At 30.1% G+C, this 478-nt stretch carries 1 pseudogene; it reads left to right on the top strand.

From position 1 onward, the window contains the following. Positions 1-145: 145 nt before the first annotated feature. Positions 146-478 (top strand): annotated as a pseudogene (locus CP370_RS09265) (chromosome partitioning protein ParA); the annotation flags it as partial.

Genomic DNA, 478 nt, shown 5'->3' with positions numbered 1-478 from the left:
AATCTAGAAATAAGATCAAACTAGCCAGAATATCCGTTAAAAACGATTAAAAACGTAGAAATTTTAAAAAAATAAAAAATGTAACATAATTAAGAATTTCACATTTTAAATAAGGGCATTAATGGCCAGAAGAAAAGGATAAACAATGTTTGGAAGACATACGCAATTATGTGATTACATATCACGAGTAGTAGATGCCAGATTGTCATTTTTATACTCGGATCAGAGTAGTATTAGTAGTTCATATGCTTTTCTTGAAGAAGAAAATAGTACAGGATTATTATTCATCCTTAGATATCCATCAGGTATGCAATTAGATTCAAAAACATACTTTCAACTTTACGATATAATTGCTCCAGCAATTTCAAGCGTAAAGACTATGATAAGACCTATTACTTTTCAATTAGTTCAAATTGATGGTGAATCTCTTGAAATGAGCCAAGGTTTTTTCTATCCATGGCGTGATGGAAAAGCTAAG

Origin of the sequence: Lactobacillus sp. UMNPBX19 (genome assembly GCF_002553805.1) — a bacterium.
GTDB lineage: Bacteria > Bacillota > Bacilli > Lactobacillales > Lactobacillaceae > Lactobacillus.
This window is presented reverse-complemented; position numbering and strand designations above follow the sequence as displayed.